General features: G+C 66.9%; 1 protein-coding gene. It reads left to right on the forward strand.

The window, feature by feature from the left end:
- Positions 1–744: 744 nt before the first annotated feature.
- The coding region (locus ACFVVX_RS37975; RefSeq protein WP_387952738.1) for an ATP-binding protein at positions 745–1445 on the forward strand (701 nt) is incomplete at its 3' end.

Raw genomic sequence — 1445 nt, forward strand, 5'->3', positions numbered from 1 at the left:
TCCCAGAGGCAGTGCATCAGGCCCCGGCTGTCGGTCGAGCCGATGTACATGCCGGGGCGCTTGCGAACCGCCTCCAGGCCCTCCAGGACGAGCAGATGCCGCGCGGTGTAGTCGGAGTCGTCCTTGGCCGGGAGCGTCGGGGGACGGGCGGAAGGGCTAGTCACGTATTCTCCTCGGGGACCCTGGCGGTGAAAGAGCTGGCGCAACGTCAGAGCTTCTGGTTCGTCCAGCGCGTGAAGGCCCAGGCGTCCCGCTACTCGCCAGACTCGGCGCACACTACCGTCGCGGACACAAGTTGTAGGCAGCGCGCCGCTTTCGCGGAACGCCCACTCGGGCCGCGCAGAGCCTACGGCGCGGCTGCACATCCGATCACCTTCACACCGGGGCGACATCGGTTCAGCACCCCCGCCGAAGGCCCACCAGGGGCCTCCCTGCGTCGCGGCGGAGTGACTTTCTTCCGCCATCCCTGCCGACCCGCACTCAGAAGGCCCAGAAGGCCCACTGCAGGCGACGGCGACCGGCTCACATGGGGGGATGAGACGACAGGGCCCCCAGGCTGCCGATGACGCCTTCGCGTAACCTCTGGCCTTACTTTTGACGGAGCCTCAGGTATGCTGGGCTGGCGAACTGGCCTACTGAAGGATGTCCACGGAGGTAGGCGTCCACTGGGCCGATACCAGCAACTGACCAACATCACACGACGCCGTGAACGCCCCGCCGAAGTGAGACGGGAGCGGGGGTGCGTTGCGTCGGAAAGGGTGCTTCGTGACCGAAACCGGGACGTCCGACTACGCCGCTCAGGCCTCCGCCGTCGGCGCAGACGCCACGCCCGCGCCCTCGTACGACGCCAGCGCAATTCAAGTGCTGGAGGGGCTTGAAGCCGTTCGCAAGCGCCCGGGCATGTACATCGGTTCGACCGGTGAGCGTGGCCTGCACCACCTGGTGTACGAGATCGTGGACAACTCCGTCGACGAGGCCCTTGCAGGGGTCTGCGACACGATCGGCGTCACGATCCTTGCCAATGGTGGCGTGCGCGTGGTGGACAACGGCCGTGGCATCCCGGTGGACATCGTCCCCGGTCAGGACAAGCCGGCCGTCGAGGTCGTGCTCACCGTCCTGCACGCGGGCGGCAAGTTCGGCGGTGGCGGCTACGCGGTGTCCGGTGGTCTGCATGGTGTTGGTCTGTCCGTGGTGAACGCGTTGTCCACCCACCTCGCGGTGGAGATCAGGACGGCCGGCTATTGCTGGTCGCAGGAGTACAAGGCAGGTGCTCCCGTCGCGCCGCTTGTTCGGCAGGAGGAGTCAGGCGAGACGGGCACCGCGATCACGTTCTGGGCCGACCCGGAGATTTTCGAGACCACGGTCTACTCGTTCGAGACGCTCTCCCGGCGCTTCCAGGAGATGGCGTTCCTCAACAAGGGCCTCTCCATCGCGCTGACCGACGA

This window comes from Kitasatospora sp. NPDC058170 (genome assembly GCF_042883905.1).
In the GTDB taxonomy this organism is placed as follows: domain Bacteria; phylum Actinomycetota; class Actinomycetes; order Streptomycetales; family Streptomycetaceae; genus Kitasatospora.